This is a genomic window from Chitinimonas koreensis (assembly GCF_014353015.1).
GTDB classification, from domain to species: Bacteria; Pseudomonadota; Gammaproteobacteria; order Burkholderiales; family Chitinimonadaceae; genus Chitinimonas; species Chitinimonas koreensis.
Genome location: NZ_CP060704.1, coordinates 5,250,925 through 5,274,043, shown reverse-complemented (window position 1 = coordinate 5,274,043; position 23,119 = coordinate 5,250,925). Strand labels below are relative to the sequence as shown.

The 23,119-nt window shown below is 68.8% G+C and carries 17 protein-coding genes and 1 pseudogene; 8 read left to right on the top strand and 10 right to left on the bottom strand.

What is annotated here, in order from left to right; translation table 11 throughout:
- The first annotated feature begins 97 nt into the window (after window positions 1-97).
- Window positions 98-679, top strand: coding sequence for an NUDIX domain-containing protein (locus H9L41_RS22450; RefSeq protein WP_028447560.1), 582 nt, complete (start codon window positions 98-100; stop codon window positions 677-679).
- Window positions 680-815: 136 nt separating this feature from the next.
- Here H9L41_RS22450 and H9L41_RS22445 read toward each other — a convergent pair whose 3' ends face one another.
- Entirely contained in the window at window positions 816-1,664 is an 849-nt protein-coding gene (locus H9L41_RS22445; protein ID WP_051319306.1) for a sterol desaturase family protein, read from the bottom strand.
- Window positions 1,665-2,054: 390 nt separating this feature from the next.
- On the opposite strand from H9L41_RS22445, the gene H9L41_RS22440 reads away from it, so the two are divergent.
- A complete protein-coding gene (locus H9L41_RS22440) occupies window positions 2,055-2,648 on the top strand; it encodes a hypothetical protein (RefSeq protein ID WP_028447561.1) in 594 nt (197 codons plus the stop codon).
- 14 nt (window positions 2,649-2,662) lie between these two features.
- Here H9L41_RS22440 and H9L41_RS22435 read toward each other — a convergent pair whose 3' ends face one another.
- The 8 genes from H9L41_RS22435 to yihA all read right to left on the bottom strand — a co-directional run bounded on the left by H9L41_RS22435 (window position 2,663) and on the right by yihA (window position 15,858).
- Window positions 2,663-4,108: a TIGR04222 domain-containing membrane protein gene (locus H9L41_RS22435; RefSeq protein WP_028447562.1), complete on the bottom strand. Its 1,446-nt coding sequence runs from the start codon at window positions 4,106-4,108 to the stop codon at window positions 2,663-2,665.
- A 194-nt stretch (window positions 4,109-4,302) separates the two neighbouring features.
- Entirely contained in the window at window positions 4,303-11,154 is a 6,852-nt protein-coding gene (locus H9L41_RS22430) for a hybrid sensor histidine kinase/response regulator (protein WP_051319307.1), read from the bottom strand.
- A gap of 67 nt (window positions 11,155-11,221) precedes the next feature.
- The gene (locus H9L41_RS22425) at window positions 11,222-13,216 is read right to left on the bottom strand and encodes a methyl-accepting chemotaxis protein (protein WP_265583880.1); all 1,995 of its coding nucleotides are present in this window, start codon (window positions 13,214-13,216) and stop codon (window positions 11,222-11,224) included.
- A 14-nt stretch (window positions 13,217-13,230) separates the two neighbouring features.
- Window positions 13,231-13,434, bottom strand: a complete 204-nt coding sequence (locus tag H9L41_RS25295; protein WP_265583879.1) for a hypothetical protein — start codon at window positions 13,432-13,434, stop codon at window positions 13,231-13,233.
- A gap of 87 nt (window positions 13,435-13,521) precedes the next feature.
- On the bottom strand, window positions 13,522-13,995 hold the full coding sequence (locus tag H9L41_RS22420) for a chemotaxis protein CheW (protein WP_051319308.1): 474 nt from the start codon (window positions 13,993-13,995) through the stop codon (window positions 13,522-13,524).
- A 67-nt stretch (window positions 13,996-14,062) separates the two neighbouring features.
- On the bottom strand, window positions 14,063-14,428 hold the full coding sequence (locus H9L41_RS22415; protein WP_028447565.1) for a response regulator: 366 nt from the start codon (window positions 14,426-14,428) through the stop codon (window positions 14,063-14,065).
- A gap of 23 nt (window positions 14,429-14,451) precedes the next feature.
- A complete protein-coding gene (pilG, locus tag H9L41_RS22410) occupies window positions 14,452-14,835 on the bottom strand; it encodes a twitching motility response regulator PilG (RefSeq protein ID WP_028447566.1) in 384 nt (127 codons plus the stop codon).
- Between the two features lie 384 nt (window positions 14,836-15,219).
- Window positions 15,220-15,858 carry a ribosome biogenesis GTP-binding protein YihA/YsxC gene (gene yihA, locus H9L41_RS22405; protein WP_028447567.1) on the bottom strand — a complete coding sequence of 213 codons (639 nt, stop codon included), beginning with the start codon at window positions 15,856-15,858 and terminating at the stop codon, window positions 15,220-15,222.
- A 177-nt stretch (window positions 15,859-16,035) separates the two neighbouring features.
- Between yihA and H9L41_RS22400 the strand changes: the two genes are divergently transcribed.
- The 5 genes and pseudogenes from H9L41_RS22400 (at window position 16,036) to H9L41_RS22380 (ending at window position 21,527) form a co-directional block, all read left to right on the top strand.
- Complete coding sequence (locus H9L41_RS22400) at window positions 16,036-16,656, top strand: c-type cytochrome (protein WP_028447568.1); 621 nt, start codon at window positions 16,036-16,038, stop codon at window positions 16,654-16,656.
- Between the two features lie 77 nt (window positions 16,657-16,733).
- Complete coding sequence (locus tag H9L41_RS22395; RefSeq protein ID WP_211236917.1) at window positions 16,734-18,761, top strand: cytochrome c biogenesis protein ResB; 2,028 nt, start codon at window positions 16,734-16,736, stop codon at window positions 18,759-18,761.
- Window positions 18,758-19,914 (top strand): annotated as a pseudogene (gene ccsB, locus H9L41_RS22390) (c-type cytochrome biogenesis protein CcsB). The gene H9L41_RS22395 and the pseudogene ccsB overlap by 4 nt, the downstream one beginning before the upstream one ends.
- A 109-nt stretch (window positions 19,915-20,023) precedes the next feature.
- Window positions 20,024-20,566 carry a GNAT family N-acetyltransferase gene (locus H9L41_RS22385; RefSeq protein WP_051319309.1) on the top strand — a complete coding sequence of 181 codons (543 nt, stop codon included), beginning with the start codon at window positions 20,024-20,026 and terminating at the stop codon, window positions 20,564-20,566.
- Between the two features lie 67 nt (window positions 20,567-20,633).
- Window positions 20,634-21,527 carry a DMT family transporter gene (locus H9L41_RS22380; protein ID WP_034607771.1) on the top strand — a complete coding sequence of 298 codons (894 nt, stop codon included), beginning with the start codon at window positions 20,634-20,636 and terminating at the stop codon, window positions 21,525-21,527.
- A 191-nt stretch (window positions 21,528-21,718) separates the two neighbouring features.
- Here H9L41_RS22380 and H9L41_RS22375 read toward each other — a convergent pair whose 3' ends face one another.
- On the bottom strand, window positions 21,719-22,441 hold the full coding sequence (locus tag H9L41_RS22375; RefSeq protein ID WP_028447570.1) for a 16S rRNA (uracil(1498)-N(3))-methyltransferase: 723 nt from the start codon (window positions 22,439-22,441) through the stop codon (window positions 21,719-21,721).
- A 103-nt stretch (window positions 22,442-22,544) separates the two neighbouring features.
- Here H9L41_RS22375 and H9L41_RS22370 point away from each other — a divergent pair, with 103 nt between their 5' ends.
- The gene (locus tag H9L41_RS22370) at window positions 22,545-23,099 is read left to right on the top strand and encodes a thioredoxin family protein (RefSeq protein WP_028447571.1); all 555 of its coding nucleotides are present in this window, start codon (window positions 22,545-22,547) and stop codon (window positions 23,097-23,099) included.
- The last annotated feature ends 20 nt before the right edge of the window (window positions 23,100-23,119 follow it).

Below are 23,119 nucleotides of genomic sequence, written 5' to 3'. Positions count from 1 at the left end.
GAAGGGCGCCGATGGCGCCCTTCGTCGTTGCCGGCGGCCGATCCGCCGGGACGCGGCTCGGGTAAGCTACGCCGGCCGTCGAACCCGAGGAGACGCGATGAGCCTGAAAGACCGCATCCGGATGCGGCGCGAGACGCTGTTGTCGGACAACTGGTACGTGCTGCGCAAGTACGAATACGACTACCTGCGCGGCAACGGCGAATGGCAGGCGCAGGTACGCGAGGCCTACGATCGCGGCAACGGCGCGGTGATCCTGCTGTACAACCTGGCGCACCGCAGCGTGGTGCTGGTGCGGCAGTTCCGCCTGCCGGTCTGGCTCAACGGCCACGACGACCTGCTGATCGAGGCGCCGGCCGGCCTGCTCGACGACGCCGATCCGGCCGAGCGCATCCGCGCCGAGGTGGCCGAGGAGACCGGCTTGCGCGTCGATACGGTGCGCAAGGTGTTCGAGTGCTATATGAGCCCCGGCTCGGTGACCGAGAAGCTGCACTTCTTCGTCGCCGAATACGATCCGGCCGATCGCGCCGGCGATGGCGGCGGGCTGGCGGAGGAAGGCGAGGACATCGAGGTGCTCGAACTGTCGTTCGACGAGGCGCTGGCCATGCTGGCGCGTGGCGAGATCGTCGACGCCAAGACCATCATGCTGCTGCAGTACGCGCAGTTGCACCTGCTGCGCTGAAGCGGTTTCCGGGCGGATTTCACCGCGGAGGACGCCAAGGACGCGGAGGAAGGCACGCTGCAGCCCTTTCATGCTCCCTCCGCGTCCTCCGCGGTAAAAACTAGCGGACCTGAAAAGCTGCCACGCACGCCAGGGCTCAAGAGCCGGCCGTGCGTTCGGCCGGCTTCTCGCCCCACTCGGGCGGCTTCCACAGATGGCGCGGATCGCGGTCGCGCCAGACGTCGCGGAACATGGCGATCCACTCGTGGAAGGTCAGCCGGAGCGGATTGTGGCTGCGCACCTGGCGCACGATGCCGTAGACCGGCGGCTCGACTTCCTCGACGTAGCTGCCGAACAGCTTGTCCCACACGATCAGCACGCCGGCGTAATTGCGATCGATGTAGTGCGCGTTCCTGGCGTGGTGCACGCGGTGGTGCGAGGGCGTGTTGAAGATCTTCTCGAACCAGCCGAGCCGGCCGACCGCTTCGGTATGCACGAAGAACTGGTAGCCCAGGTTGAGGCCGACCACCAGCAGCACCAGGTCGGGCGCGAAGCCGAGCCAGGCCAGCGGCAGCCAGAACAGCCACATGCCCGAGATCGGGTAGGTCAGGCTCTGGCGGAAGGCGGTCGACAGGTTGAGCCGCTCGCTCGAGTGATGCGTCACATGGCTGGCCCACATCCAGCGGATGCGGTGGCTGGCGCGGTGGAACCAGTAGTAGACGAAATCCTGGATCACGAAGGCCGCCAGCACGCTCCACCAGGTGTTGGGGAAGGCATGCAGGCCGTGCTGGTAGGCCCAGCTGTAGACCGTCTTGACGAACAGCAGGTTGGCCAGCAGGTCGGCGCCCTGGTGCATCAGCGCCAGGCCGGCGTTGGACAGCGTGTCGACCAGCGTGTACTGCGCGACCCGGCGGCGGTGCCAGTACCAGATCTCCCAGCCGATGCAGGCGAGAAAGAGCGGAGCCAGCCCGAGCAGCACCAGGCCGGGATCGAAACCGAGTTCCATGGCGGAGTCCTAGCGGGCGGGGGCTGGGCGGATCGAGGGCGCGGTACGGCCGGCGAGCCGCGCGGTGAGGGCGTGCATGCGATGTCTCCAGGTCCGCCGGGTCGTCCGCGAGGTCGGCCGCCCGGCATGTCGTTCGGCCTGCGCGGCGCGGCGGCGGAGCCGGCCTTCGAGCAAGCGCTAGAGCCTGCATGGTAGCGTCCGCATCGCGCCGCGGCCATGCCGGGAGACGGAACGGCATGACCTTGCGGCATGGATGCCGATTCGGCGCGGCGGCCGGTGGGCCGCGTCAGGCATGGCGGGAAGGCGGCCGCGCTATCTACACTGGGCACGGCCTGCCGATCGCGGCGGCCCCGGGCCGGTTTTCGGCCCTCGAACGAGGAGGAACACGACATGCACCCACCCCGCACCGGCGAGATCGCCTGGTATGTGACCGGCCGCTTCTACGCCGGCCCGCACGACACCGCCTTCGACTGCGGCTACTTCCTGCACCTGGCCGGCATCGCGCCGCTGTTCGCCGGCGAGATCGACGCGCCGAACGCGCACTTCACCTTCGCCGCCGAGCCGTTCAAGCCGGGCGGCATCCGCAACGGCGCTCTGTCGCTGGCGATCGACCCGGCCGGCGAATTCTCGGTCTACCTGCAGCGCGAGCCGCGCGGCCGTTTCGACGATCCGGCCTCGTTCGCCGCCGGCGAGCGCATCGCCATCTTCCGCCGCGTCGGCATGGTGGTCGGCGTCGAGCTCGCCACCGGCCAGCTCGGCGCCAGCCAGCGGCTGTTGTCGAACAACGTGTTCTCGGCCGCGCTGGTGTGGAGCACCGAATTCGACTGGGCCGGCCGCAGCTTCGACCTCGGCCGGCTGCTGCCGCACGGCGTGACGCAATGGGGCACCGCGGCTGCTGCCGCGCCGACGACGAATGCGCCGGCCGAAGATGCGGCGGTGCCTTTCGTCGGCTCGGCGCTGGCCATCGGCGCGCCGGTGGTCTGAACGATCCGGCCGGCTCAGTCTCCGCCGCCGCCCCCGCAGCCGCCGCAACCCCCTCCGCCGCCATCGCCGCCGCTCGAACAGGTGCTGTCGCTGTTCGAGCTGCTGCTGCCGTTGTCGCTGCCGCCGTCCTGGCGGCCCGGCGGCAGCAGGCCGAAATACCGCTGCAGGATGGCCCAGGCGCTGCCGGCCAGCGCGGCGCTGCCGATCACGGCGAAGCGCTGCAGCGCGTATTCGTCGCTGCCGCGGGTCAGCTTGCGGGTGCGGCGCTCGTAGCCTTTCAGGGCAGCGCGGCCGGCCGGCGAAGGGCGGACGCGGCGCGAGTGGACGAAGACGATGATGCCGACCACCGCCAGCGCGCCGAGCACGAGCAGCAGCACGATGACCGGCCGGCCCAGCGAGATGCCGATGCCGGCCTTGACCGCGCCGAGCAGCCACAGCGCGATGCCGAGCAGATCGACCGCGCGCAGCCCCGGCCGTTGCAGCAGGCCGCGCGCGAGCAGCTGCCGCCGCATCGGCGTGGTGTCGAGCCGGTCGTGCAGCTCGACCGGCTCGGTGTGGAAGCCGACCTGCGCCAGCACCGCGCGCTCGAACGGCGCCAGGCCGAAGTCGCCGGCGAGGCCGTTGCGGTTGAGCCGGCCCTGTTCGTCGAGCGTCAATTGCTGTTTCTGCAGCAGGCCCAGGACCGTGGTCTCGACCAGCCGGGTCGATCCGTCGGCCAGGTAGGCCGCCTCGGCCGGTTCGAGCGGCAGATCCTTTTCGATGGGGACGCGGCTGCCCAGCGAGCCGAGCCAGGGCCGCAGCAGCAGGTAGATCAGCAGCAGCGGCAGGTAGAAGGCGAGGAAGGCTGGTCCGCTGTAGCCGAGCACGTCGAAGCCGCCGAGCGCGCTGCAGCCGGCCAGCAGCAGGAGCGGGGCCACGGCGGCGGCGACGCGCCAGGCCGGCCGGACGGTGGGCCGGGGCAACAGCAGGTGCTGCGCCAGGTCGACGCGCTGGAAGCGGTGGGCGGCGCGCCCGGTCGGCCAGATGTCGGCCGGCGGCGACTCGCCGAACAGGCGGCGGTAGCTGGCCAGCGTCTGCCGGTACTGCGCGGCATGGCGCGCGGCGTCGGCCGTGCCGGCGGCGGCTGGCTCATGGTGCAGCGTGCGGCCCAGCACTTCGGGGCAGAAGCGCTCCCAGTAGTCGCGGGTATAGCCCAGGTGCAGATGCCAGGCCTGGTCGACCGCGTCGGACGGCGAGGCGACATGGCCGCTTTCGAGCGCGATCAACACGAAGCGGCGGTACTCGGCGGTGACGCGCCGCGCATAGGCCGGCGTCCAGCCGTTCTGCCGCGCCAGCTTGGCGGAGAAGTTCTCGAGCGGCGCGGCCCGGTCGAACGGATGTTCGGCGATGCGGCGGTACAGCGCCGCTTGCTCGGGCGACAGGCCGGCGGCAGGGATGGACGGTTGCGGATCGGGTTTCATCGTTTCTCCAGCGGGCGCGATACCTGACGGCCGAATCATTCACCGCAGAGGACACTGAGTTTGCAAGTCGGTATTGCCTGCATGCCGCTTTCCCTCCACGTCCTCAGCGTCCTCCGCGGTGAAACGCAGCCGGCCCGACCAAAAACAACGCCCCGCAAAGAACGGGGCGCTGTAGGAGGGCAGTTCCATCGCGGTCAGGCGATCGGCATCTCTTCGCCGATCAGCTTGCGGATGTGCTCGAGCAGCTCGTCTTCCTGGTAGGGCTTGCCCAGGAACACGTTCACGCCGAGCTCGAAGGCGTAGTTCTTGTGTTTGTCGGCGGTGCGCGAGGTGATCATGATGATCGGGATGTCGCGCGTGTCGGCGTTGGCGCGCAGATTGCGCGTCAGTTCGAAGCCGTCCATGCGCGGCATCTCGACGTCGAGCAGCATCACCGCCGGGCGGATGTCGTGCAGCTTCTGCAAGGCATCCACGCCGTCCTTGGCGGTCTCGACCTGGTAGCCCTCGCGGGCCAGCAGGCGGCCGGTGATCTTGCGCACGGTCAGCGAATCGTCGACCACCATCACCACCGGCGCGACCTGCAGCAGCTCCTCGGGCACCGGCTTGCTGGCGGCCATGGCGGCGTCGAAATCGGCCACCGGGGCTTCGGCGCGGCGCTGCAGCAGCGCCAGCGGGTTGAGGATCAGCACGATCTCGCCGTTACCGAGCACGGTGGCGCCGGCCACGCCGGCCACCCGCACCAGCTGCGGGCCGATGTTCTTCACCACCACTTCCTGGTTCTTCATCAGCTCGTCGACGTGCAGCGCGACGCGATGGATGCCGGAACGCAGCAGCACCACGGTGTTGTAGCGCTTCTGCTCGGGCTGGCTGTCGTAGTCGCCCAGGAGGCGCGGCAGGTAGTGGAAGGGATAGGCGTTGCCCAGCCATTCGACCTGGTGGCTTTGGTACAGCTTCTCCAGCACCGGCAGCTTCAGTTCCTGCACCTGCTCGACCATCACCGACGGGATCGCGTAGGTCTTGGCGCCGACCTTGATCATCACGGTCTGCGTCACCGCCAGCGTCAGCGGCAGGTGGATGGTGAAGATGGTGCCGCTGCCGGCGATCGACATCACGTCGACGCGGCCGCCGAGGCTTTCGATCTCGCTCTTGACCACGTCCATGCCGATGCCGCGGCCCGACAGCTGGGTCACGGCGCTGGCGGTGGAGAAGCCGGCTTCGAAGATCAGCGCCATGATCTGGGCGTCGGCGTATTCGCCGTTCGCATCGATCAGGCCCTGCTCGACCGCCTTGCGGCGGATGCGGGCGAGGTCCAGGCCGGCGCCGTCGTCGCGCAGCACCAGTACCAGTTCGTTGCCTTCCTGGCGGGCCTCGACCACGATTTCGCCGAACTCGTTCTTGCCCGAACCGAGCCGCGCCTCGGGCTTCTCGAGGCCGTGGTCGATCGCATTGCGCAGCATGTGCTCGAACGGCGACACCATCTTTTCCAGCACCGACCGGTCGATCTCGACGCGGCCGCCGCGGATTTCCAGGTTCACCTTCTTGCCGGTTTCCTTGCCGGTCTGCCGCACCAGGCGGTAGAGCCGCTCGGACACCGACGAGAACGGCACCATGCGCACCCGCATCAGTTCCTGCTGCAGGTCGCGCGTCATGCGCGCCTGCTGGGTCAGCGCGGCGGCCGACTCGTCGAGGTTCTTCAGCAGGTTGTGCTGCACGGTCGCGACGTCGTTGACGCTCTCGGCCATGAAGCGGGTCAGTTCCTGCAGGCGCGAGAAGCGGTCGAACTCGAGCGGGTCGAAGTCGGGCCGGTCCGAGGCCTGGGCCAGCCGCGACTGCATCTGCGACTCGGCCTGGATCTCGATCTCGCGCAGCTGGCCGCGCAGACGGCCGACGTTGTCGGTCAGGTCCAGCAGCGAGCGCTTGAGCGACAGCATTTCGGATTCGATCCGCGTGCGCGAGATCGACACCTCGCCGGCCTGGTTGACCAGCCGGTCGATCAGGTCGGCGCGCACCCGCACGCTGCCGCGCGCTTCGGGGTCGGACAGGCCGAGCGCCTGCTGCTGGGCCGGCGCGGCGGCGCGGGCCGGCTGGGCGGCTGCGGCCGGAACGGCTTCGCCGGCGGCGACCGGCGCCGCGAGGGCCGGCTCGACGGCTTCGGCTTCCGCCGGTTCGCCGTTGACCAGCCGGTCGTACAGCTCGTTGATCGCATCGAGGTCGAGGTCGAGCTGGTCGAGCAGCGCGGCCGGCAGGTGGTCGCCGGCGTTGAGCAGCCGGGTCTCCATATTGTGGGTGGCTTCGCCGAGGCGCATCGCGCCGGCCATCCGCGCGCTGCCCTTGAGGGTGTGCAGCACGCGCTTGAGCGAGTCGAGCGTCTCGACGTTGTGGGCGTCGGCGCGCAGGCCGCGCAGGCCGGCCGCCACCTGCGGCGTCAGCTCCTGCGCCTCTTCGATGAAGATCGGCAGCAGCTGTTCGTCGAGTTCGTCCTTGACCGCGATCTCGGCCAGCCGGTCTTCGGTCGCCAGGTGCAGCACGCTGCCGATGCCGTCGGGCTCGGCTGCGCTGGTCGGCACGGCTTCCGCCGCGATCGGTTCGGCGGCGACCGGCTCGGCTTCGAGCGGCGCAGCCAGGTCGAGGTCGAAGTCGGGCTCGCTGGCCTCGACCACAATGGCTTCGTCGACCGGGGCCAGCTCGACCTCGACCGGCGTTTCGGCCAGCAGGTCGAGCACGGCGGGCTCGGTCGCTTGGGTTTCGGTCAGGTCGAATTCGACCGAGGGCTCGGCCAGGTCGATCACCAGCTCGTCGGCCGCGACCGGCGCCTCGGCGGTTTCGATCGCGAAATCGCCGGCCGACAGGTCGATCACGTCCGTATCGAGCGGCACGACGTCGTCGAGGACCCCCACGGCCGGCTCTTCCTCGGGCATGTCGAGCGTGATGGCTGCGGCTTCGGTCGTCTCGGCCGCGTCGAGGTCGGCATCGAGGTCGAGCGTCTCGGCCCGGGCTTCTTCGGCGACTGCGAAATCGAGCGTGGGCGCTTCGAGCGGCGCGGCTTCGTCGTGGACCAGCAGGCCGGCCACGGCCGGTTCGGCCAGGTCGATCACGGCCGATTCGACGGCGACCTGGTCGGCTGCGTCGTCGATCGCGGCGGCGGTGGCTTCGCCGAGCACGTCGAGATCGAGCGCGGCATCGAGATCGATGACCGGCTCGACGCTGGCCTGGGCTTCGGAGGCCGCGTCGACGGCGATCGCATCGGCGCTGGCTTCTGCCGGGGCGTCGAGGTCGAGGCTGAAGAAGGCTTCCGGCTCGGCGTCGGCGGTCGTCGCGTCGAGGGTCGGGGCGACCGGTGCATCGAGATCGAGCACGAAGTCGGTCGACTGCGCTTCGGGCACGGCTTCGGCGGGCGCATCGAGGTCCAGGTCGATCGACAGCAGCTCGGACTCGGCTTCGACGGCGAGCGTTTCGGCCGAAGCGGGCGATTCGGCGTCGAGATCGAGCAGCAGCGCGGGCTCGGCGGCCGGCTCGGCGGCGGCTTCGGGCTCGGTGATGCCGAGTTCGATCGCCAGCTCGGCTTCGAGCGCGTCGGCGTCGGGCAGCGCATCGGCCGCGCCGTCGGCCGACAGCGGTTCGAGCGACAGCACGTCGAGATCGGCGACCGGCTCGTCGAGCACCAGGTCGATCTCGGCCGGCGCTTCGGCGGCGGCTTCGATGGCCGGTTCGGTGGCGAGCGAGCAGTCCGGGAACGGTTCCGGCTCGTGCACCTCGTCGATCGCTTCGGTGCGGGCCGTGCCGAGCGGGGCCGACTCGGGCAGGGCGACCTGCAGGCCGTCCTTGAGGCGGTTGGTCAGCGCGCCCAGCAGGGCGACCAGCTGCGGCTCGGGCTGCGGCGGCGCGTAGTAGCCGATCGAGCCGAGCATGGTGCCGACCTTGTCGATCGCCAGCGACAGCGTGTCGCGGTCGCCGACTTGCGGTTCCACGCCGGCCTTCTGGAAGGCGACCAGCGCCTGCTCGATCGCGTAGCCGAGTTCGCCCAGCGTGGTGAAGCCGGTGGTATTGGCGATGCCGCACAGCGTGTGGGCCGCGTGCACGAATTCGGGCCGCACCTCGCCGCGCGAATGGAAGTCGATGAAGGCGTCGTTCAGCGTGGCGAAATGCTTGTAGGCCTCGTCGAGGAAGATGCCGAACAGCGCCTTGGAGACCACGGTGTCGCCGATGACCAGCTCGCTCGGCTCGATTTCCGGCTCCGGCTTGACCGGCTCGATGTCGCCGGGACGCAGGCCCGGTCCATCGTCGAGCGCGGCTTCGACCGCTTGGGATTCGGGCAGGGGCTCGAGCGGCGTCGCTTCGAGCACCGGCTCGGCCTCGATCGAGGCGGCCTCGAGCGTCACGGCCTCGGCCGGCGCGGCGTCGGCGGCGAGGTCGTCCGCGAGGTCGAGATCGAAATCGAGCGTCGGGACCGCGGCTTCGGCCACGACGGCTTCGCTGGCCGGGGCTTCCGGCGCGGCGAGGTCGAGGTCGAATTCGAGCTCGAGCGCATCGGTAGCCGGGACGTCTGCGGCGGGTTCGGCGGCTTCGGGCGAGGCGATGTCGAGCTCGAAACCGGCGTCGAGCGTCAGTTCGGTCGCACCGGTCGCCGGGGCGGCATCGTCCAGCGACAGCGTCGGCTCGGTCGCGAGCTGCGGCGCGGCTTCGGATTCGACTTCAGGCAGCTCGAGGTCGAAGGCCAGGTCGGCGACCGGTTCGACCGCGGCGACGGCTTCGTCCGCAGTCGTTTCGACCGGGGCCGGCTCGGCGGCCTCGGCATGGGCTTTGGGCGCGACTTCCGGTTCGATGCCGCTCTTGAGCTGCTCGGCCAGTTCGAACAGCGCGCTGGCCTCGACCTGGGCTGTACCGCTGTCCTTGAGCTGCCCGACCCAGACCGAGAAGGCCGCCGAGGTATCGCCGACCAGGCGTACCAGCGCCGGCGTGGCGCGCTTCTCGTCCTGCAGCCACTTGTTCATCACCTGCTCGACCGCCCAGGCGACTTCGCCGAGCTGGTTCAGGCCGACCATGCGGCCGCTGCCCTTGAGCGTGTGGAAGCCGCGGCGGATGACGGTCAGCGCTTCCTTGTCGCCCGGCTGTTCCTGGATGACCTGGTGGTAGCCGTTGATGTTGTCGAGCACCTCGACCGCTTCCTCGAGGTAGACCTCGAGCAGCTCGGCGTCGACCGCGGCCTCGCTGACCGGTTCGGGCTTGGCCGGCGCCTCGGCGACCGGTTCCGGCGCGGCTTCCGCCGCGGCGGCCGGGGCCGGCTGGGTTGCCGGCCTGGCGGCTTCGGCGTCGGGACCGACGGCGAATTCGGCCACGATCTGCTCGGCCTCGCTCGGCGCTTCGGTTTCGGCGTCCTGGGCGGGCTGGTCGCCGCGGATCTTGTGCAGCCAAGGCGCGATCAGCTTGTCGCGGTCGGCTTCCTCGCGGCGCAGTGCATCGACGTAGAAACCGAGGCTGGAGAAGGCTTCGGCCAGGAATTCGAGTTCCTCGGCCGGTGCTTCGTAATCGGCGGCCTGGCAGCGGCGGACCACCTCGGCGCAGGCGTCGAGGATGGCCAGCGCGTCGCGCTCGTCGAGGATGGTCAGCGCACCACGGATCTGGCGGATCGTCGCGTCGGTGGCCGGCAGCTCGCCGCGGGTGGACGGGTCGCGGAAGAAGTCGTCGAGCGTCTGCTCGATCTGGCCCAGGTTGGCCTGGATCTCCTGCGCCACCTGGGCCATCAGCAGGCGTTCCTGGGCGCGGCGCGACACTTCGTCGAGCAGGTTGACCTCGGGCGCGCCGGTGTCGGCCTGGGTCAGGCGCGCCTGCATGGCGGCCGCCTGGGCCGGGAAGTCGGTCGAGCGCTCGGGGAACACCACCAGGGCGTTCTCGATCAGCAGGAGGGCGGTCGCGATCTCCAGCGCCTGGCCTTCGGCCGGCGTGTCGTTCAGCGTGGCCACCACCTGTTCGAGCGTCTCGGCCAGGCCCTTGAGCGCGGCGATGTCGAGCCCCGCGCTGCGGCGGCTCAATTCGCCCAGCTGCTGCTTGAAGCTCGGCAGCTTGTCCGCGCCACCGCCGCCGATGCGGGCCCAGTTGTCCTTGGCCTGGTTGACCAGTTCCTTGAGCTCGCGCGCGGCCTGCAGCGAGGCCAGCTGGTGCGCGTCGTCCTCGAGCGCGCCGGCCGGCAGCAGCTCGCCCAGGCCGTAGGCTTCGCGCACGGCGGCGCACTGCACGCTCTGGGTGTCGAGGTGGGCGACCACGTACAGCACGTCGCGGAACAGCCGTTCGGCCACCTTGCCGCCACCGTCGGCCAGCCGCTTGAGCTGCTGGTTCAGGCGCGAGAACAGGGTCTTGAGGTCGAGATCGAGCGTGCCGCGCTGGTCGATGCTGCCTTCGGCGAGCGCCGCGGCGGCCCACCAGAAGCCGCGCTGCAGGCTGCTCGACTGGCTGCGGGCGACGCCGAACAGCGCGTGCACCATCCAGGTGCCGCCTTCGCGCCGATCGCCCTTGAGCCACTTGAGCAGGCCGGCCTCGAAGCGCGCGCGCGCGTTCTTCAGGTAGTTGGGCAGCGCGGCCTCGTCGAGCGCGATCGGCGCGACGCTGGCCGGCAGGCTGGCCGACAGCGGCGGGAAGAACAGGTCGGCGCCCGAGGTGTGCTTCTCGCCGCGCGCTTCGCGCACGCGCCGGTAGGCCGGCAGCAGCTTCAGCGCGAGGTCGGGCGAGCCGTTGATCAGGGCTTCGAGGTATTGCGCCAGGCTGTCGCCGGCATCGGCGACCAGGCCCAGCAGTTTGGGGTCGGCTTCGCCGCCGGCGATGCTGCCGACGGCGACTTCGAGTTCTTCGGCGAAGCGGGCTGCGCCCGCCAGGCCGACCATCTCGACGGCGCCGCGGACCTGGTGGAGGTGGGTCTGGGCAAATTTCAGCTCGGCCGTGTCGGCCTGCGCCTTGTACTTGAAAAGGCACTGGCGCGCCTTCTCAAGAGCCTGGTCGATCTCGCCTTTTACCCAGATCAGCGATCCCAGGTCGAATTCGGTGTGCGCGCTCATCAGTCTTCTGCTTCCGCGATATGGCAGGAATGCCGCCCGCGCGGGATGGCGGGCGGCCGGTTTCCGATCAGAGCTTGAAGCCCGCGACCGAACCCTTCAGTTCGGCGGCGAGGCCCGTCAGCTGACCGATCTGCACGGCGGTTTGCTTGGTACCGGCGGTGGTCTGCTCGGTGATGCGCAGAATGTCCTGCATCGATACCGACACCTTGTCGGCCAGTTCGCGTTGCGATTGGGTGGCGCGGGCGATCGTTTCGATCAGCGAGGCCAGATCGTTCGACACCTGGCCGATCTCCGTCAGCGCCTGGCCGGCGGCGTCGGACAGCTTCGCGCCTTCCACCACGCCCTGGGTCGAGATTTCCATGGCGGCCACCGCGTCGTGGGTATCGGCCTGAATGGTCTTCACGATCGCGCCGATCTGCTTGGTCGCCTCGCCGGAGCGCTCGGCCAGCCGCTGCACTTCTTCCGCAACCACCGTGAAGCCGCGACCGGCTTCACCGGCCGAAGCGGCCTGGATGGCGGCGTTCAGCGCCAGCACGTTGGTCTGCTCGGTAATGTCGGAGATCAGTTCCACGATTTCGGTAATTTCCTGCGAGCTTTCGCCCAGCCGCTTGATCCGCTTGGCGGTCTCCTGGATCTGCTCGCGGATTTCGTTCATGCCCTTGATCTGGTTCTGCACCGCGTCGGCGCCCTTGTTGGCGGCATCCAGCGACTGGCGCGCCACGCGGGCGGACTCGGCGGCGTTGGTCGAGACGTCGCTGATCGAACGGGCGATGTTCTGCACCGCGGCGTTGGTCTCGACGATTTCCTCGGACTGGCGCTGGGCGGCCTGCAAGAGCTCGCCCGAAATCGCCTGCGCCTGCTGGGATGCGGCCGTCACCTGCTCGGTCGCGCGGTTGATACCGATAATCAGGCTTCGGAGCTCGTCGATGGTGTAGTTCATCGAGTCGGCGATGGCGCCGGTCAGGTCTTCGGTCACCGAGGCGCGAACCGTCAGGTCACCGTCGGCGAGGTCCGACATTTCGTTCAGCAGCCGCAGAATGGCTTCCTGGTTCCGCTTGTTTTCCGCTTCGATGTCGACGCGGCGGCGTTGCGATTCGGCGTTGTACACGCGGATCAGGCCGAACAGGCCGAGGAAGGCCAGCAGGGCGAAGGCGACTTCGAGCACGACGATCAGCATGCCGCCGGCTTCGTTCTCGTAGCTGGCGGTCAGGCGCTGGGCGTCCTTAAGCAGCGTTTCGCTTTCCTTGTAGATGGTCTGGTTGGCCAGGCGGGTGTTCACCAGGTTCTGCATGTTGCGCGAGAAGGCGCCCACCACGGTCTCGAAGTCCTTGAACATGTCGCGGATTTCGTTGAGCTTGTCCTTGACCTCGCCGTCCTTGGCGGCCGGGATGCGCAGTTCCTCGCTACCTTCGATCATGCCCTGCAGCGTGTCGCGGAAGGTGTTGGTGTCCTTGCCCAGCAGGAACACCACTTCGGGGTTGATGATTTCGCCGGCCAGCATGGCGTTGGCGTTCTTGGCCATGCGCTGCGACAGCATCACCTGCTGGTTGGCCAGCTCGATCTCGTGGCCCGAGGCGCCCGATTCGGACAGCAGCGAGACCAGTTGCTGGGTCAGTTCCAGCAGCTTGGCATCGTTGCGGTTGATCGCGCTCACGTTCTTGGTCACCGCGACCAGGGTGTCCTTCTGCTTGAGGATGGTCTCGACCGTGGGCTTCTTCGGGTTGGGACGGAAGTTGTTGTCCCAGCTCTGCTTGATCTTGCCGAGGATCTCGGCGGCTTCGCCGGTCGAGGCCGGCAGGCCGTCGCCGCCGCTGACCAGGCGATTCAGGTCGCGGTCGAACTGCTCGTAGGCCTCGGACAGCAGCTGGAAGGCCTCGGTGTTGCCCTGGATGGCCTGGGCGGAGGTCCGCGCCATCCGCTGCGACAGCATCTGCATTTCGGTCGAGGTGGCGCGGTACAGGGCGTCGTGGCCCGAAGCGCGCACCATCATGATCATCGCGACCGCGAAGGCGATGATGGCGATCACCATGGTGTAGACGCAGATCTCGATCTGGCGCCGCACCGGCAGGTGGCCGATCAGCGGCAGCGGCCGCGCGGCGCCGCCTTCGGCCTGCGGCCGGATGCGGTCGAGGATCGAGACGGTACGCAGGGGTCGTAGGCCTTCTCGTTCTTGGCGGCCGGTTCGGCCTGTTTCTTGAATACGGACAACAGGCCGCGCGAGGCACCAGCCTCGGCGGATTGGTCATTGCCGCGCGATTTGATTTTGTCCAGCAGCGCCATGTTCGCGTTTCTCCCTGTGCTTTCCTGGGCCTCGCCGGCCTGAGCTTACGGTGTTCGAGTGGGGGTGGTTCGGGGCGGCAGGCCGATCTAGATCGTGCCTACCTGGAGGAAGGGCGCCTGCTGCACCAGCTCGGCGATGCGCAATTCGCGCCAGTCGCGGCCGTCGGCATCGCGCCGGGTCGGTCCGCACCACGGCACGGCGGGGTCGGCCGGGGCGACTTCTTCCATGCTCTGCACGTTGCGCAGGCCGAGCATGCGGTTGACCAGCAAGGCCGAGTTGACGATGTGGCGCGGGTGGATCAGCAAGAGGCGGCTGCTGACCGCGGGCTGCACCGGCTCGTCGCCGAGGAAGCCCGGCAGGTCGACCACGCTGAACAGGTTGCCGCGGATGTTGGCGACACCCTTGAACCAGCGCCGGGTCAGCGGCACGTCGACCATGCCCGGCACGGGCAGCACCTCGCTGACGTCGGTGAGGTCGACCAGCCAGGAGGCGTCGCCGACCTGGATGCCGAGCTTGGTGGTGGCGGTATGGGTAGCGGGCAGCGACTTCAGTCGCGCCACTACGCTTTCCTGGAATTCTCGGAGACTGACGCGGCGGGCCATGGCGGATCGTGTTCGTGGAGCGGGTTCAGCCGAGCGCGGCGATCTGCTTGAGCAGCTCTTCCGGGTTCACCGGCTTGACCACGTAGCCCTTGGCGCCCTGGCGCTTGCCCCAGACGATGTCGGTTTCCTGGCCCTTGGAAGTGCACATGATCACCGGGATGTGGGCAGTGGCCTGGTCCTTGGTGATGGTGCGGGTGGCCTGGAAGCCGTTGAGGCCGGGCATCACCACGTCCATCAGGATCAGGTCGGGCATGATCTCGCGCACGCGCGAGACGGCCTCTTCGCCGCTTTCCAGCGTCATGACCTGGAAACCGTTCTTGGTCAGCAGCTCGCCAAGGAAATGGCGTTCGGTCGGGGAGTCGTCGACGATCAGGATTTTCTTGATGGTCATTTTATAAGTCCTATGACGCCCGATCAGGCGTGAGTTGCATGGGCGCCCACCGCTTGCAGCAGGCTGTCCTTGGTAAAAGGTTTGGTCAGATATTCGTCCGAGCCGACCATGCGGCCGCGCGCGCGGTCGAACAGGCCGTCCTTGGACGACAGCATGATCACCGGCGTGGATTTGAACCGCGGATTCTTCTTGATCAGCGAACAGGTCTGGTACCCGTCTAGCCGCGGCATCATCACGTCGACGAAGATCACGTCGGGATGATGGTCGCTGATCTTGGCTAGCGCATCGAAGCCGTCTTCGGCCAGGATGACCTCGCAGCCCGCCTGGCCGAGGAAGATCTCGGCGCTGCGGCGGATGGTATTGCTGTCGTCGATCACCATGACCTTGATGCCGGCGAGATTCTGCATCGGCCTGTCTCCCTATACCCGTTGAGCGCTTGCTGGGCGCCTTAACGGCGAACGCTAACATAGCACATTGAAGCGTAAAGCTCTATGACGTAGGCAAGTTTGGAGTGTAGGCGCTGGTTCCGAAATAGCCATCCCGACATGCTGCAGGCGGCCATGACGCGGCAATACTCCAAGATCGCCGAGTCGATTCGCGGCAAATAAAAAACCCCGATCCAAGGGGAGAGGACCGGGGTCAAAAGGCCTGGCCGTCGTGGCCAGGCGCCCGCTCAGGGAGGGAAAGCGGGAGGCGTGCGATACACCTGTATGGTCAGAGCGCACCCTCGCGGTTTAGTTCCCACCGATCTGCGGCAATGCAGCAAGCGACCCGGCCGCGCATATGGCCGTTCACTCGGCGGCCGGCGCCTCGTCTTCGTCCCCGTCCGCGTCCTGCGCCCGCGCGGCGGCGAACCAGCCGCCGACCACCGCCTCGGCTTCCTCGATGCCGGTCTTCTTCAGGCTCGAGAACAATTGCACGCTGCACTGCGGCCAGCTGCCGAGCTTGTCGCGCACGGCGGCCAGCGTCTTGGCCTGCTCCTGGCGGGTGAGCTTGTCGGCCTTGGTCAGCAGCACGTGGACCGGCCGGCCGGTCGGGATGAACCAGTCGAGCATGCGCTCGTCGAGCGGCTTGAGCGGGTGGCGCGCATCCATCAGCAGCACCAGGCCGATCAGGTTGGGCCGGGTGGCGAGATAGTGGCCGAGCAGTTTCTCCCAGTGCGCGCGGATCGCCTCGGGCACCTGGGCGTAGCCATAGCCGGGCAGGTCGACCAGGAAGCGGCCTTCGCCGAAGTCGAAGTAGTTGATGTGCTGGGTGCGGCCCGGCGTCTTGGAGACGAAGGCGAGCCGGGTGTGGTCGGCCAAGGTGTTGATGGCGCTGGACTTCCCGGCGTTGGAGCGGCCGGCGAAGGCGACTTCGATGCCGCCGGCGGGCAGCATGTGCAGTTCGTTGACGGTGGTATGGAAGCGGAGCTGGCGGAACAGGGACATGAGGGGCTGGAATCCGGGAGTGAGCCGCGCTTTTGCGGCGTCGTGAGCTTCGGATAGAATATCAGGTTTGAATCAATGCCTTGGCGCGCGGGCGCTTCCCAGCCCCATCTCACCCCGCGCGACAACCAACAACGACGGCGCCGTCGCCGCACCCATCGTCCTCAAGGAGTTGCTTCTATGAAACGCAGCGCGCTGGCAGTCCTGTTCGGCTTCGCCGCTTCCTTCGCCATCGCCGCCGATGCGCCCGCAGCCAAGCCCAAGGCCGATCCGGCCAAGGGCAAGGCGATCGTCGACCAGGTCTGCGCGGCCTGCCACGGCGCCGACGGCAACAGCGCGGCCAGCGCCAATCCGAGCCTGGCCGGCCAGCATCCCGAATACCTGTACGCCCAACTGCAGGCCTTCAAGAAGGGCGAGCGCAAGAATCCGATCATGATGGGCCAGGTGGCCAACCTGGGCGATGCGGACATGCGCAATCTGGCTGCCTACTTCGGCGAGCAGAAGCCGAAGGAGCGCGCCGGCACCGACAAGGCGCTGATCGAAGCCGGCAAGAAGATCTACCGCGGCGGCATCGCGGCGTCCGGCGTGCCGGCCTGCATGGCCTGCCACGGCCCGAATGGCGCCGGCATCCCGGTGCAGTTCCCGCGCCTGGGCGGCCAGCACGCCGCCTACGTGGTGACCTCGCTGAACAACTACAAGGCCGGTACCGACCGCAAGAACGCGGTGATGGCGCCGATCGCCGCCAAGCTGTCCGAGCAGGACATGAAGGCCGTGGCCGAATACATCGCCGGCCTGCGCTGAGCCGTCGGGCCGGAACTTTCCGGCCCCGCTGCACCCAAGGGGTGGCCCCGTGCCACCCCTTCTTGTTGAGAAACGCCGTGCGACGCACCTCTTTCGCGCGGGCGCTGTTCGAGCTCCTGAGTTCGATGCGCTTCGCCATCAGCCTGCTCACCGTCATCGCCATCGCCTCGGTGATCGGCACGGTGCTGCAGCAGAACCAGCCCTATCCGAACTACGCCATCGAGTTCGGCGATTTCTGGTTCGTCCCGTTCGAATGGCTGGGGCTGTTCGACGTCTACCACGCCGGCTGGTTTCTCGGCATCCTGGCCTTCCTGGTGCTGTCGACCTCGCTGTGCATCTATCGCCACCTGCCCGGCGTGCTGCGCGACGTGCGCCACTACCGCGAGCACGCCGCGCTGAAGTCGCTGCGCGCGATGGCGCACCAGGCCGAGTTTGACGCGGCCGATCCCGCCGCCGCGATTCCGGCGGCGCGCCAGTGGCTGGCCGCCCAGGGCTATCGCTTCAGGCAGGCCGAGCGCGACGACGGCACGCTGCTGGCGGCCAAGAAGGGCAGCCTGCAGCGGCTCGGCTACCTGTTCGCCCACGCCGCCATCGTGATCATCTGCATCGGCGGCCTGCTCGACGGCAACCTGCCGTTCAAGCTGCAGGAGATGATCGGCAGCAAGCGCGTCGAGATGCGCAACGTGCCGCAGAGCCAGGTGCCGGCCGAGAGCCGGCTCGGCGTCGGCAACCTGTCGTTCCGCGGCATCCTCGATCTGCCCGAGGGCGGCGCCGGCGACGTCGCCTTCGTCAATGCCGGCCGCGGCTACTTCGTGCAGGAACTGCCCTTCCAGCTGCGGCTGAAGAAATTCCACATCGAGCACTACAGCACCGGCCAGCCCAAGCTGTTCGCCAGCGACATCGAGGTCATCGACAAGGCCAGCGGCAAGATCCGCACGGCGACGGTCAAGGTCAACCATCCGCTGATCGTCGACGGCATCGCGATCTACCAGTCGAGCTTCGGCGACGGCGGCTCGAAGCTCGAATTCGCGCTGTGGGACTGGGCCGGCCGCAGCGCCGCGCCGCAGCCCCTGCGCGCCGTCTCGCAGAACAACCTGCCGCTGTCCTGGCGCGGCCAGCCGCTCACGCTCGAATTCGGCGAATTCCGCGCCTTCAACATCGAGAACCTCGGCGCCACCGCCGAGGCCGAGGGCCTGGGCAAGCTGATGCAGGACGCGCGCCAGGTGAAGGCCGTGAAGAAGGTGAAGAACGTCGGCCCATCGATCCAGTTCAAGGTGCGCGACGGCCAGGGCCAGGCGCGCGAGTACCTGAACTACCTGTCGCCGGTCGAGAACGACGGCCGCTACTACCTGATGAGCGGCGTGCGCAGCCAGGTGGCCGATCCGTTCGCCTTCGTCCGCATCCCGCTCGACGGCGATTTCCGCATCGACGGCTTCATGCGTCTGCGCGCGGTGCTGTTCGATCCGGCGGCCTGGCCCGACATCGCCCGCCGCACCGCCGAGCGGGCCGAGCGCGAGGGCGCCATCAGCGGCCCGTTCCGGCAGGAATTCGAGCAGAGCCTGCAATGGGTGCTGCAGCGCTTCTCGGAAGGCGGCTTCGCCGCGCTCGAGCGCTTCCTCGACGCCAAGGTGCCGCAGGACAAGCGCCAGGCGGTGGCGCAGACCTATATCAAGCTGCTGCAGGGCGCGGTGATCGACGCGCAGGCGCTGGCGCAGGAGCGCGCCGGCCTGCCGGTGGCCGAGCTCGACGAGGCGCGCTACCGCTTCCTGATGGACGGCCTGGTGGCGGTCTCGGCCAGCTTCGATTACGGCAGCGGCTTCTACCTGCAGCCGACCGGCTTCGAGGAAGTGAAGTCGAGCGGCTTCCAGCTCACCCGCAGCCCGGGCAAGAACCTGGTCTATTTCGGCAGCCTGCTGCTGGTACTGGGCATTTTCTGCATGTTCTATATCCGCGAGAATCGCATCTGGGTCTTCGCCGGCCAGGGGCGCCTCTTGCTGGCGCTGAGCTCCAACCGCCGCGACGACCAGACCGAGCGCGAATTCGCCGCCCACCGCGCCGCGCTGGCCGCCATTGCCGGCCCGCAATCCCAAGGGGAAACGCCATGAACACCAGCCAACTCGCCGCCGTGCCGCCCTCGATCGATCCGCCGTTCTGGCGCGGCCTGAAGTGGGGCGACCACCTGTTCGCCGGCCTGGTGCTGCTGGCCGGCGGCATCGCCTTCGGCCGCTACCACGCGCTGATGGACGTCTACGAGCAGGCCATCCTGCTGGCCGCCGTGGCCGGGTTGATCGCCTTCGGCTGGTTCTGGAAACCGATCCGCCTGTTCGTGCCGCTGTGCGGCCTGCTGGCGCTCGGCGGCGTCGCGCTGTACGGCGACGACCTGGCGCGGGGCCAGAGCGCGTTCTGGCTCAAGTACGTGCTGGCCAGCCAGTCGGCGGTGATGTGGATGTGCGTGCTGTTCTTCCTCGCCATGCTGATGTACTGGGTCGGCCTCTTGCGCCGCTCCGACACCGCCGACGCGATCGGCTCCTGGCTGACCTGGGCGGCGGCCGGCGCGGCCATGGTGTGGTTCTTCGTGCGCTGGCGCGAGGGCTACCTGATCGGCGCCGACGTCGGTCACGTACCGGTGTCCAACCTGTACGAAGTGTTCATCCTGTTCTGCTTCATCACCGCGCTGATGTACCTCTACTACGAGCAGCGCTTCGCCACCCGCCGCATGGGCGCCTTCGTGCTGCTGGTGGTGAGCGCCGCGGTCGGCTTCATCCTCTGGTACACCTTCGATCGCCAGGCGCACGAGATCCAGCCGCTGATCCCGGCGCTGCAGTCGTGGTGGATGAAGATCCACGTGCCGGCCAACTTCGTCGGCTACGGCTCGTTCGCGCTGGCCGCCATGCTCGGCGTGGCGCAGCTGCTGTCCTCTTACGGCGTGCTGGCCTCGCGGCTGCCGAGCTACGACACGCTGGGCGAGGTGATGTACAAGGCCATCGCGGTCGGCTTCCTGTTCTTCACCATCGCCACCATCCTCGGCGCCATGTGGGCGGCCGACGCCTGGGCGGCTACTGGAGCTGGGATCCGAAGGAGACCTGGGCGCTGATCGTCTGGCTCAACTACGCGGCCTGGCTGCACGTCCGGCTGGTCAAGGGCTGGCGCGGCAACGTGCTGGCCTGGTGGGCGGTGATCGGCCTCTTGGTGACCACCTTCGCCTTCCTCGGCGTCAACATGTTCCTGTCCGGCCTGCATTCCTACGGCTCGCTGTAGGGCGCCGATCGATATATTGGCCACCGCCCGGCTCGCTGCTGGTAAAATTAACACTGTCTAATATACGGCCAGGCTCCAGCCTGGCCGTTTGCTTGTCGGCGAAGAGGAGATGGCCGTGTCGATCCGGCTCGAACGCATCGTGGTGCCCGATGCGGCGCAACTGAACGCGGTGCTGGCGGTGGCGAGCCAGGCGCCCAACTACTGGCTGCTCAGCGAGGGCAAGGGCATGCCCGGCCGCGATGCGGTCGCCGCCTGGTTCGACGGCCGCCAGCTGCCGCCGGGCAAGAGCATCGGCGATCAGCAGATCTACGGCATCCACCTCGACGACCCGGACCAGACCCTGATCGGCATCGTGATGGTGCTGCGCGGCTGGCCCTACCCGGAGCAGGCCAGCATCGGCCTGTTGCTGCTGGCCGAGTCCTGGCAGGGCAAGGGCCTGGGCCGCCTGGCCTACCTCGAGGTCGAGGCGCTGGCGCAGCGCTGGCCGCGCATCGAGACCATGCGCATCGGCGTGGTCGCCAGCAACGAGCCGGCCTTCCCGTTCTGGCGCCGGCTCGGTTTCCGCGAGACCGGCGAGCGCCGCCGCGATGCCGGCTTCCTGGCCGACACGGTGGTGCTGGAGAAGCCGCTGCATACGCCGGCCGTGTTATAAGCGGCGCTCCGCCCTCCGGCGGCCTCCCTCCCTTCCGTCCGCAAGCTCTACCGCCGTGCCTACCGCCGTGCCTACTTCCTTCGCCTACCTCGGCGTGGTGCTGGTCTGGTCCACCACCGCGCTGGCCATCCGCTGGTCGGTGGCCGGCATGTCGTTCACCGCCGCGCTGGCCGCGCGCATGACGCTCGGCGCCGCGCTGGCCGTCCTGCTGCTGTTGCTGCTGCGTCGGCCCCTGCCGTTCGACCGGGCGGCGCGGCGCACCTACCTGATCGCCGGGCTGGCGATGGCGCTGTCGATGGCCTGCACCTATTTCGGCGCGCGCCATATCTCGTCGGGGCTGATGGCGGTGCTGTTCGGCCTGTCGCCGCTGATCACCGCGCTGTGCGCGACCTCGCTGATCGGCGAGCGGCCGGGCCGCGGCCAGCTGGCCGGCATGGCGCTGGGCCTGGCCGGGCTGTGGCTGATCTTCGGCGATCGCGTCGCGCTCGGGCCGGAGGCCCACCTGGGCATCGCCGGCGGCCTGATGGGCGTGTTGCTGCAGGCGCTCGGCGCGGTGCTGACCAAGCGCCACGGCGGCGATACGCCGCCGCTGGCGACCGCGGCCGGTGCGCTGACGGTCAGTGCCGTGCTGTCGCTGGCGGCCTGGGCGCTGCTCGACGGGCAGTGGCCGAGCGCGGCCGGGGTACGGAGCTGGGGGGCGGTGGCCTACTTGGCGGCGGTCGGCTCGGTGCTGGCGATGAGCCTCTACTACCTGCTGATCCAGCGCCTGCCGACCGCCCACGTGGCGCTGATCACGCTGATCACGCCGGTCACCGCGCTGGCGCTGGGCCACCTGGCCGACGGCGAGGCGGTCTCGGCCGGACTGCTGTCCGGCACCGCGCTGATCGTGTTCGGCCTGCTGGTGCACCAGCTGCCGCTGTGGAAGCAGTGGGCCGACCGGCTGGCGCGCGAGACCGAGTGAGCGGCGCCGGGCTGGGCCCTTCCTTCTGCCGAGTCGTCGAAGCGCGCGGGAAAAGGACGTCCAGGCGCCGGCATCACCGTAGGAGCGGCTTCAGCCGCGAATGCCGGTCGAGCGCCACCGACCGTTCGCGGCTGAAGCCGCTCCTACCCAATCTTTGGCAACCGTGAAGATCCGGCGCGTCGCCGGGCCGTTCAGAAATCGCCGTAACGCGCCTGCAGCAAGGCCGCGACCACCGGCGTCGCCGTCTCGGTGCGCAGGATGCGCGGGCCGAGCAGCAGCGGCGTGAAGCCGGCCAGCGCGGCGAGGGATTCCTCGTCGGCCGAGAAGCCGCCCTCGGGCCCGATCAAGACCACCGCCTCGCTGGCGGCAGCCGGCAACTCGGCCGGCCGGATCGCGCCGATGGGCGACAGCAGCAGCCGCAGCGCGGCGCTCGGCGCCTCGGCCAGCGCCTGTTCCAGCCGCACCGGCGCATGGAGCGCCGGCACCCGCGTGCGGCCGCACTGTTCGGCGGCCGATTCGGCCACGCCGCGCCAATGCTGCATGCGTTTGTCGACGCGGTCGGCCGCCAGCTTGTAGCCGCAGTAGGCCGACTGCACGATGCGGATCTCGGCCACGCCGAGCTCGGTCGCCTTCTGCACCGTGTAGTCCATCCGCTCGGTGGCCGACAGCGCCTGCAGCAGCGTCAGCCGGAACGGCGATTCGCGCTCGGTCGCGTCGAAGCCCTCGACAGCGACCCGGACATGGCGCTTGCCCATCTCGCGCACCCGCGCCGCGTATTCGCCGCCGCGGCCGTCGAACAGCGTCAGCGCCTCGCCCGGTTGCAGGCGCAGTACCTGGACATGGCGGGCGGCGGCTTCGGGCAGGTCGAATTCGAGACCGGTGGCGAGCGGGGCGTCGACGAAGAGGCGGGGCATGGGCGTGGCGACATGGATGAATCGGAATCGCGCGATTATGCCAGCCTCGGCAGGCCGATCCGGCGCCCTATAATCGACCCATTCCTCCTCCGGCCTGCCCCCTATGGTCTCCCTTACCACTCCCCGCGGCGACATCGGTCTCGCGGCGCCCGACTTCGAACTGCCCGGCGTCGACGGCCGCAACCACCGGCTGGCCGACCTGCGCGGCCCGAACGGCCTCCTGGTGATGTTCATCTGCAACCACTGCCCCTACGTGAAGGCGATCCGCGAATCGCTGGTGGAGACCTGCCGCGAGCTCGAACCGTTCGGCATCCGCAGCGTGGCGATCAGCAGCAACGATCCGGCGGCCTATCCCGAGGACGATTTCGAGCATATGAAGGCCTATGCCAAGGCCTATCAGTTCGGCTTCCCCTATCTGTTCGACGCGGACCAGCAGGTCGCGCGCGCCTATGGCGCGGTCTGCACGCCCGATTTCTTCGGCTACGACAGCGATCTGAAGCTGCGGTACCGCGGCCGCTTCGATTCCTCCGGCCGCCACATGGTGCCGGGCGCGCGGCGCGAGCTGTTCGAGGCGATGAAGCAGATCGCCATGCTCGGCGACGGGCCGCTCGAGCAGGTGCCGAGCATCGGCTGCTCGATCAAGTGGCGCGACGGTTGAGCCTGCCCGGCTCGCCGGCG

Bases quoted from the DNA above. Each gene is read 5' to 3' on its own strand.
- H9L41_RS22450 (WP_028447560.1), top strand. From the start codon at position 98: ATGAGCCTGAAAGACCGCATCCGGATGCGGCGCGAGACGCTGTTGTCG.
- H9L41_RS22445 (WP_051319306.1), bottom strand. From the start codon at position 1,664: ATGGAACTCGGTTTCGATCCCGGCCTGGTGCTGCTCGGGCTGGCTCCG.
- H9L41_RS22440 (WP_028447561.1), top strand. From the start codon at position 2,055: ATGCACCCACCCCGCACCGGCGAGATCGCCTGGTATGTGACCGGCCGC.
- H9L41_RS22435 (WP_028447562.1), bottom strand. From the start codon at position 4,108: ATGAAACCCGATCCGCAACCGTCCATCCCTGCCGCCGGCCTGTCGCCC.
- H9L41_RS22430 (WP_051319307.1), bottom strand. From the start codon at position 11,154: ATGAGCGCGCACACCGAATTCGACCTGGGATCGCTGATCTGGGTAAAA.
- H9L41_RS25295 (WP_265583879.1), bottom strand. From the start codon at position 13,434: ATGGCGCTGCTGGACAAAATCAAATCGCGCGGCAATGACCAATCCGCC.
- H9L41_RS22415 (WP_028447565.1), bottom strand. From the start codon at position 14,428: ATGACCATCAAGAAAATCCTGATCGTCGACGACTCCCCGACCGAACGC.
- pilG (WP_028447566.1), bottom strand. From the start codon at position 14,835: ATGCAGAATCTCGCCGGCATCAAGGTCATGGTGATCGACGACAGCAAT.
- yihA (WP_028447567.1), bottom strand. From the start codon at position 15,858: ATGTCCCTGTTCCGCCAGCTCCGCTTCCATACCACCGTCAACGAACTG.
- H9L41_RS22400 (WP_028447568.1), top strand. From the start codon at position 16,036: ATGAAACGCAGCGCGCTGGCAGTCCTGTTCGGCTTCGCCGCTTCCTTC.
- H9L41_RS22385 (WP_051319309.1), top strand. From the start codon at position 20,024: ATGGCCGTGTCGATCCGGCTCGAACGCATCGTGGTGCCCGATGCGGCG.
- H9L41_RS22375 (WP_028447570.1), bottom strand. From the start codon at position 22,441: ATGCCCCGCCTCTTCGTCGACGCCCCGCTCGCCACCGGTCTCGAATTC.
- H9L41_RS22370 (WP_028447571.1), top strand. From the start codon at position 22,545: ATGGTCTCCCTTACCACTCCCCGCGGCGACATCGGTCTCGCGGCGCCC.